The 8,537-nt window shown below is 64.6% G+C and carries 7 protein-coding genes; 2 read left to right on the forward strand and 5 right to left on the reverse strand.

Going from position 1 to position 8,537, the window contains the following annotated elements; translation table 11 throughout:
- The first annotated feature begins 13 nt into the window (after positions 1–13).
- Together ANI01nite_RS12200 and ANI01nite_RS12205 are read left to right on the forward strand one after the other, a co-directional pair.
- Entirely contained in the window at positions 14–1,231 is a 1,218-nt protein-coding gene (locus ANI01nite_RS12200) for an NRAMP family divalent metal transporter (protein WP_141358285.1), read from the forward strand.
- A 13-nt stretch (positions 1,232–1,244) separates the two neighbouring features.
- Entirely contained in the window at positions 1,245–2,054 is an 810-nt protein-coding gene (locus ANI01nite_RS12205) for a putative hydro-lyase (RefSeq protein ID WP_141358287.1), read from the forward strand.
- Between the two features lie 55 nt (positions 2,055–2,109).
- On the opposite strand, the gene ANI01nite_RS12210 is transcribed toward ANI01nite_RS12205, so the two are convergent.
- From ANI01nite_RS12210 to ANI01nite_RS12230, 5 genes are all read right to left on the reverse strand, one after another.
- Positions 2,110–3,105: an adenosine deaminase gene (locus tag ANI01nite_RS12210; RefSeq protein WP_141358289.1), complete on the reverse strand. Its 996-nt coding sequence runs from the start codon at positions 3,103–3,105 to the stop codon at positions 2,110–2,112.
- 396 nt (positions 3,106–3,501) lie between these two features.
- Positions 3,502–4,176, reverse strand: coding sequence for a GntR family transcriptional regulator (locus tag ANI01nite_RS12215; RefSeq protein ID WP_141358291.1), 675 nt, complete (start codon positions 4,174–4,176; stop codon positions 3,502–3,504).
- A gap of 52 nt (positions 4,177–4,228) precedes the next feature.
- Positions 4,229–5,968 carry an acetyl/propionyl/methylcrotonyl-CoA carboxylase subunit alpha gene (locus ANI01nite_RS12220; RefSeq protein ID WP_141358293.1) on the reverse strand — a complete coding sequence of 580 codons (1,740 nt, stop codon included), beginning with the start codon at positions 5,966–5,968 and terminating at the stop codon, positions 4,229–4,231.
- Between the two features lie 9 nt (positions 5,969–5,977).
- Positions 5,978–7,579 (reverse strand): 5-oxoprolinase subunit B/C family protein, encoded by a 1,602-nt coding sequence (locus ANI01nite_RS12225; protein ID WP_141358295.1) that lies wholly within the window; start codon positions 7,577–7,579, stop codon positions 5,978–5,980.
- Complete coding sequence (locus ANI01nite_RS12230) at positions 7,576–8,334, reverse strand: LamB/YcsF family protein (RefSeq protein ID WP_141358297.1); 759 nt, start codon at positions 8,332–8,334, stop codon at positions 7,576–7,578. Before ANI01nite_RS12230 ends, ANI01nite_RS12225 begins: the two co-directional genes overlap by 4 nt.
- Positions 8,335–8,537: the final 203 nt, after the last annotated feature.

Consider the following 8,537-nt stretch of genomic DNA (forward strand, 5'->3'; position numbering starts at 1 on the left):
TTGGAACGTCAGCATGGCACTTCCTGAGTCAACATCTCAAACCAGCAAGGCACGGCGCACAGCGCTGCTCGGTGCCATGTTCCTGATGGCCACCAGCGCCATCGGCCCGGGCTTCATCACCCAGACCACAGAGTTCACGGTCCAAATTGGCGCGGCCTTCGCCTTCGCCATTGTCGTCTCCATCCTGGTGGACATCGCCGTCCAGCTGAATGTTTGGCGCGTCATCGGCGTTTCCGGCATGCGTGCCCAGGAACTGGGCAACAAGGTCCTGCCGGGCATCGGCTGGTTCCTGGCCGCGCTGGTCTTCATCGGCGGCATGGTCTTCAACATCGGCAACATCGCCGGTACCGGCCTGGGCCTGAACGCCATGCTTGGCGTTGATGCAAAGATCGGTGGCGCCATCTCCGCGGTCGTTGCCATCTTGATCTTCCTGTCCAAGAAGGCAGGCATGGCTCTGGACCGCATTGTGGTGATGCTCGGCGCCGTGATGATCCTGCTGATGCTGTACGTGGCAATCGTGGCGGCCCCTCCGGTGGGCGACGCTATCCGCAACGTGGTGCTCCCCGAGAAGATCGACTTCCTGATCATCACCACCCTGATCGGCGGCACCGTTGGCGGCTACATCACCTACGCCGGCGCCCACCGCATGATCGATTCGGGCACCTCGGGCGTGGAACACGTCAAGGCGATCTCCAATACCTCCACCCTGGCGATTATCGTCACCGGCGTCATGCGCGTGCTGCTCTTCCTCGCGATCTTGGGCGTTGTGGCCGGTGGCGTCGCATTGACCAGTGACAACAAGGCGGCTGAGGCCTTCGGCCACGCAGCTGGCCCGATCGGCATCCGTGCCTTCGGCGTCATCCTCTGGGCCGCAGCACTGACCAGCGTGATCGGTGCCGCCTACACCTCGGTTTCCTTCATCACAAAGCGCACCACCCCGGAGCGCACCCGCAACCTGATCACCGTGGCCTTCATCGTGGTCTGCGGCATCATCTACATGTTCCTGGGCCAGGCGCCAGCAACCCTGCTGATCTTTGCCGGAGCCTTCAACGGCCTGATCCTTCCCGTGGGATTCGCGGTGCTGCTCTGGGTGGCATGGCGCCGCCGCGACCTGCTCCACGGCTATGAGTACCCGAAAGCGCTGCTGGCCATTGGTGCCTTGACCTGGCTGCTCAGCGTCTATCTCGGCTGGAACTCGATTTCGGGTCTGGCAGCACTCTGGAACAGCTAGGAGAAAGGCAATCATGAAGGACTTATCGAGCCTCGGGCAGACCGAACGTGCGGCCATGGCCCCGAGCGAGGCCCGCGAGCTGTTCCGTGCCGGACAGGTGCTCCCGACCGCGGGAATCAGTGCCGGATACGCGCAGGCAAACCTGATCATCGTTCCCCAGGAGCTGGCTTTCGATGTGCTGCTCTTTGCCCAGCGCAACCCCAAGTCCTGCCCGATCCTCGGTGTCCTGGAAGCCGGGCAGACCAGCAACGAGTTGCTGGAAGGCGGAGATATCCGCACCGACGTGCCGAAGTACATGGTTTACGAAAATGGGGTCAAGGTGGCTGAACCCACCGACCTGTCCGAGTACTGGCGAGATGATCTGGTGACCTTCATTGTCGGCTGCTCGTTCACCTTCGAGAGCGCACTGATGGAAAGCGGCATTTCCATCGCGCATATCGACCAGGGCGTGAACGTGCCAATGTACAAGACCAATATCCGCTCGCAGTCGGCCGGAGCGATGTCAGGTCCGATGGTGGTCTCCATGCGCCCGATTCCTGCCTCGCAGGTGGCCGACGCGGTGCGGATTACCTCCCGCTATCCGGCCGTTCACGGGGCGCCGGTGCATATCGGGAACCCGGAAGAGCTGGGCATCAAGGATTTGCGCGCACCAGACTTCGGCGATGCAGTGCAGATCCCGGAAGGGACGATTCCGGTGTTCTGGGCCTGCGGTGTCACGCCGCAGGCGGCAGTGATGGAGTCCCGCCCGGCGTTGGCCATCGGCCATGCGCCCGGGCACATGCTCATCACCGATATCAGGGATTCCCAGTACCAGGTTCCCTAGCCCCCATAGACTGAACGCGGTGGCCTTCCCCCAAAAGGCTGCCGCGTTCATTTCTTTAACGGTTCTGCTGCTGTACCCAGGCCTGGACTTCAGCAAGCAGCTCCTGCTTGGATGCTTCATCCAGGAAGGTGGATTCAAAGGAATTGCTCGCCAGCGTGGCCAGCTGCTCGGTGCTGAAGTTGAAGCTTTCCATGAGCGAGGCGAAGTTGGCATCCATGTATCCGCCGAAGTAAGCAGGGTCATCGGAATGCACCGAAACCTTCAGGCCTTTTTCGAGCATCTGCGGCAACGGATGGTCTGCCATGGTGTCCACTGCACGCAACCGTATATTTGACAGCGGGCAGACGGTCAACGGCATCTGCTCCTCGACCAGGCGCTGGACCAGCGCCGGGTCATCCAGGCAGCGGATGCCGTGATCCACGCGCTCAACCTTCAGCAGGTCCAGCGCTTGCCAGATGTAGTCTGCCGGTCCTTCCTCGCCCGCGTGGGCTACGGCGTGCAGACCGTGGGCGCGGGCGTAGTCGAAGACTTCCTGGAACAGTTCGGGCGGGAATCCCAGCTCCGAGGAATCCAAGCCGATGCCATCGATGTCGTGCTTCTCGGCGACCAGCAGCTTCATCAAGTCCATTGCTTCGGCCGCCCGGGCATGGCGCCAGAAGCAGGCGATGAGCTTGTGGGAGATTCCCCAGCGCTCCAGCCCCACATTCAGGCCGGCACGGATGCCGGCAATGACATCGCCCAGGCCCAGGCCGCGCTGGATGTGGGCCTGCGGGTCGAAGAACAGTTCCACATGGCGCACGCCCGAGTCATGGGCGCGCTGCAGGTAGGCCAGGGTAATTTCACGGAAGTCCTCGGCCGTGCGCAGCACCACCATGTTCTCGTAGAACAGGTCGAGGAATGACTGCAGATTGCTGAATTCGTATTTTGCGCGCAGCTGGTCAACGGAGGCGTACGGCAACTCGACACCGTTCTTTGCCGCCAGCTCCATGATCATCTCTGGCTCCAGCGTTCCTTCAAGATGGATATGCAATTCGGCTACGGGCAATTTCACGGACTCAGCGACCTTCCAAGCTGGGGAGAACGTCCGAGGCCGTAACGAAACGGCGACGGCACGCAATGGCTTCGTTAAACCATACGTCGGCTATCTATGTGCTTGCTTGGGTTGTGGTTGGCTCAGCGGCAGCAGCTGGAAAGGCATCCAGCTGCTGCTCGCATTGGGAGGCAAGGACACCGAAAATACACCGTGGAACCGCATGGAACGGTGGCTGCAGTGGAGAATACCCGGGAAGATCCCGGAATTCGCGTCTAGGGCCACAGCGGAAGATGCGCGCTGCAGCGTCGACGGATTGAATTCTGGAAACACGGATCCACCCGCAGGCCAGTGGGAAAATCCAAAGGCGCATGAGAGGGAAATCGCACGCAGGAAAGGCAATGACCAGCTGGAAAGCTAGTTGGAACGATCCTCGATGTGCCTGAGCAATTCGGCTTCAGCGGTGTCGAGATAGTCGCGCAAGGTCTGTGCAGCTTCCATGCGCTTTCCAGCGCGCAGCAACTCCAGCAGCTGCGCATTGCGCTCTACGTAGTGCGAATGGAAATCCGGGGCATCGCTCATGGCATGGAAGACCAGGCGCATGCGGGCCAGCACACGGCCCATCAGCTCCTGGAGCAGGTCGCTATCCGAGGAGGCCACCAGCTGTTCGTGGAATGCCTGGTTCGCGCTGGCCATCCGCGGCACATCGCCAGCAGCCAGTCCGGCTCGCGCCTCGGCGATGATCTCTTCCAGCCGATCCACGTCCAGGCCTTCACCCCAGGCCAGGCAAGCCGGTTCGACGGTGCGGCGTACCGCATAGATTTCCCGTACGTCATCAGCATCCGGCGAGGCCACGAAAACACCACGGTTGGGGATGCGGGTGATGATCAGCTCGCTATTGAGCAAGGTGAAGCTTTCGCGCAAGGTATTGCGCGAAAGCCCCAGCGATTCAGCCAAGGCCTGCTCGGAAAGCTTGTCCCCGGGCAGCAGCTCGCCTTCGGCGATGCGGCGGCGCAACACGCTTGCCGCCCAAGGTCCACTGTGCGCGTGGGGAGCCTTGGATTGCTGCGAGATGCTGTTGGTGGCGTTCATGCTTCCAATTTATCCCAACTGGCCTGTGCCGTTGGACGGCGTGGCCACGACGCTAGCCGATGGTGCCCAGGGTGTCGCCGCGGCGCAGGGCCGCCCCGGCGCCCAGATCCGCGGCCTGGAAGATGCCACCGCGGTGCGCGGTGATGGTGGATTCCATCTTCATCGCCTCGACAATGGCTACGCTCTGCCCTTCGGTGACCTCGCTGCCATCTTCCACGGCGAAGCGGACCAGGTTCCCGTCCATGGTGCTGCGTACCGCGGCGGCATCCACTGCTCCGCCATCCTCATCCTGCGAGGCGGCGGTGCTGCCGCCCCCCGAGGTATTGCGCAGGGCATTGGTCAGCGCCGCGGGAAGACCCAGCTGGACTGCCTTGCCATCGAGCTCAATGGTGATGGTCTCACGGCTGGTGTCGCGCTGGTCCAGATCCATTTCGTCACTAGCTTCGACTTCGTTGAGGAACTCGTCCTCGATCCATGTGGTGTAGACACCCAGCGAATCGCCGTTGAACGCCTCATGCTCGATCACTGCACGGTGGAAGGGCAGGACCGTGGGGACCCCGGCAATGCTGATTTCCTCCAGAGCCAGGCGGGCCCGGCGGATCGCCTGGTCGCGGTCCGCCCCGCGCACGATCAGCTTGGCGATCATCGAGTCGTAGAACGGGGGAATGACCGAGCCGCTGCGCACGCCCGAGTCCACGCGTACCCCGGCGCCGGTGGGCGCTTCGAAGCGCTCAACGGTGCCTGGGGCGGGCAGGAAGCCGCGGGCCGGGTCCTCGGCGTTGATGCGGAATTCGATGGCATGGCCGGTTGGCTGCGGGTCCTCGGTAATGGACAGCGGCAGGCCATCGGCGATGCGGAACTGCTCGGCCACCAGATCCACGCCCGAGGTTTCCTCGGTGATCGGGTGCTCCACCTGCAAACGGGTGTTGACTTCCAGGAAGGAAATCAGCCCGTCCTGGGCCACCAGGTATTCCACGGTGCCGGCCCCGACATACCCGGCTTCCTTGCAGATCGCCTTGGCGGATTCGTGGATCCGGGCGCGCTGCTCATCGGTCAAGAACGGTGCCGGGGCCTCTTCCACCAGCTTCTGGTGGCGGCGCTGCAGCGAGCAGTCGCGGGTGCCGACCACCACGACGTTGCCGTGGGTATCGGCCAGCACCTGCGCCTCGACGTGGCGCGGCTTGGACAGGAAGCGTTCCACGAAGCACTCGCCGCGGCCGAAGGCCACGGTGGCCTCGCGGGTGGCGGACTCGAAGGCATCGGAGATCTCCTCCAGAGCGTGGACAATCTTGATGCCGCGGCCGCCGCCGCCGAATGCGGCCTTGATGGCCACCGGAACGCCGTGCTCTTCGGCGAAGGCGCGCACCTCGCTGGCATCGGCCACCGGGCCGTCGGTGCCGGGGGCCAGCGGGGCGCCGGCGCGGACCGCGATCTGCCGGGCGGTGACCTTGTTGCCCAGGGCCTCGATGGCTTGTGGCGACGGGCCGATCCAGCTCAACCCTGCATCGATGACGGCCTGGGCGAAGTTCGCATTCTCTGAGAGGAAGCCGTACCCCGGGTGCACCGCGTCGGCTCCACTGCGCTTCGCGATGCCGATGATCTTCTCGATATCCAGGTAGGTCTCGGCACCGGTGGAACCGTGCAGCGGGTACGCCTCGTCGGCGCGGCGCACATGCAGCGCGTCGGCATCCGGATCAGAGTAGATGGCTACCGAAGCAATGTTCGCGTCGGTGGCGGCCCGGGCAATGCGGACAGCGATTTCGCCTCGGTTGGCGATGAGTACTTTCTTCAAGGCAATTCCTTAGGCGTCAGATGCCGCGTGGCCGGCAGCGGGTTGGAGGATGAATCGGATTTTGCTTCCGGGAGGAAGCTGCGCGGCTGCGCTCAGGTCTTCGGCAATGACGGTGGCGATCACCGGGTAGCCGCCGGTCACCGGGTGGTCTGCGAGAAACAGCACCGGCAGGCCGGAGGGCGGCACCTGCAGGGATCCGCGGGCCACGCCTTCGCTGGCCAGCTCGCCTTCGCGCACGCGCTGCAGCGGATGCTGCCCGGTAGCCAGGCGGACGCCCACGCGGTTGGATTCGCTGGTGACGTCCCAGACCTGCGCGGTGAGCTGCTCAAGGCCTGCCGGGCCGAACCAGTCGGCGCGCGGACCGGGGATGACGCGCAGCGTGTACACGCCGCTAGCGTCCGGTACCGGCAGGGTGCTCGGTTCGCTGTTGCCGACAATGTGGCCGATGCGCTGGCGCTGCACCTCAAGCATGCTCCCGGCCTGCAACGGCTCGGGGCCCAGCCCGGAGAGGGTATCGGTGGACAGCGAGCCGAGGACCGGCTCCTGCGCGATGCGCCCGCGCACCGCGAGGTAGCTGCGCAGCCCGCGCCCAGCTGGTCCAACATCCAGGCGCTCGCCGTGCAGCAGGGCGAACGGCGCGTTCATCGCCACCCGGCGCGGGGTGCGCAGCTCATCGTCCTCGGCCGGGGTGATCCACAGTTCGGCTTCGGCTCCGGAGAGCGCCAGCACCTGGTCCTGAACGGCTTCGATGCTCAGGCGGCTGCCGAGGTTCTCGATGACTGCCTGCCCTGGCTGGTTGCCCACCAGGCGGTTGGCCTGGCGGAAGGCTGCCGGGTCGGCTGCGCCGGCGACGCCGACACCCAGGTTGCCGTAGCCGATGCGCCCGGCATCCTGCAGCAGCGATTGCAGCCCGGGATCAACGATCCGCAGGCCTCCGACGCCGGGATCCTGCACGGTGGCGGGCTGGGTGGCCGGTGCCTGGAGGGAAATCCTTTCGGTGGCAGGAATGAACTTCACGGTGTCCTGCGGGCGGATCAGCGCAGGATTCTCGCGGTCCAAGTCCCACATCTGCAGATCGGTATGGCCGATTAGCTGCCATCCGCCGGGAGATTGGCGCGGGTAGACGGCCGAGTAGTCCCCAGCCAGTGCGACAGCGCCAGCGGGCACCTTGGTGCGCGGGGTATCGCGGCGCGGGACATTCAGCAGCTGGTTCTCGCCGAGCAGATAGGCAAAGCCCGGGGCGAAGCCGCCGAACACCGCACGCCAGGCCTGGCCGGAATGGGCCTTGATGACCCCGTCGATGCCCAGGCCGGTCAGTTCGGCCACGGCAGCCAGATCCTCGCCGTCATAGTGCACCGGAACCTCGACGACCTTGCCAGCTGCGTGCGCAACAGCGCCGATGTCCAGTCCGGGCAGCTGCTCGCTGGCCTGGGCGGCTTCTTCGGAGGTCCCGAATTTCAGGAACAGGGTTTGGGCTGCAGAAAGCAGGTCGCGCTGCCCGGGCAGCGGGGATGCTTCCAGCACGGCAGTGAGCGCCAGCACCGAGTCGAGCGAATCGAGGTCTACCAGCAGGTCGTGCGATCCTGCCCGGTGGATGGCGCGGATGCTCACGCGAAGCTCCGGATCTGCACGCCGGCGTGTTCCAGGCCGGCGCGCACGGCGCTGGCCATGGCCACGGCGCCGGCGGTGTCGCCGTGCAGGCAGATGCTTTCGGCAGGCATCTTGATGGTGCTGCCGTCCACGGCAGCAATGGTGCCTTCGGTGGCCAGGCGGACCATGTTCTCGGTGACCGCAGCCGGGTCGTGGAGCACGGCGTTGGCTTCGCGGCGCGAGACCAGGGTGCCTTCCGGGGTGTAGTTGCGGTCGGCGAAGGCTTCGGCGACGCCGCGCAGGCCGGCGGCTTCGGCCTTCTGCAGGGCAACGGAGCCGGGAAGCAGCAGCACCGGCAGGTCGGTGCCGAAGGCCTTGATGGCATCGATGACAGCCTGGGCGTGCACCTCGTGGTGCACGATGGTGTTGTACAGGGCGCCGTGCGGCTTGACGTACTTGATTTCGCTGCCGGCGCTGCGGGCCAGCGCCTGCAGGGCACCGAGCTGGTAGAGCACGTCATCGGCCAGTTCGGTGGCGGAGCAATCCAGGAAGCGGCGGCCGAAGCCTGCCAGGTCGCGGTAGCCCACGTGGGCGCCGATGGTGACCTGGGCTGCCACGGCATCGCGGCAGGTCTGGGCGATGGTGCTCGGATCTCCGGCGTGGAAGCCGCAGGCGACGTTGGCGGAGGAAACGGAGGTGAAGATGGCGGCATCGTCGCCCATCTTCCAGTTGCCGAAGGACTCTCCGACGTCCGAATTCAGGTCTATATATGGCATTGTGATCCCCGTCTCGTGAAAACCTCTTGGTAAAAGAATGCCTCAATTTCCGTAATTGTTCAACAATCTTGACGTCGAGTTTGGAGGACAGCTCTACGGAGGACCGGAGGAATTGCCCCGAATTGCGTGCTGAACAGGAGAATTGCGCAAGGAATGAGAAAACCCGGGGCCGGGGATTCCTTATGGAATCCCCGGCCCCGGGC

Origin of the sequence: Glutamicibacter nicotianae (assembly GCF_006539525.1) — a bacterium.
Lineage (GTDB): Bacteria > Actinomycetota > Actinomycetes > Actinomycetales > Micrococcaceae > Glutamicibacter > Glutamicibacter nicotianae.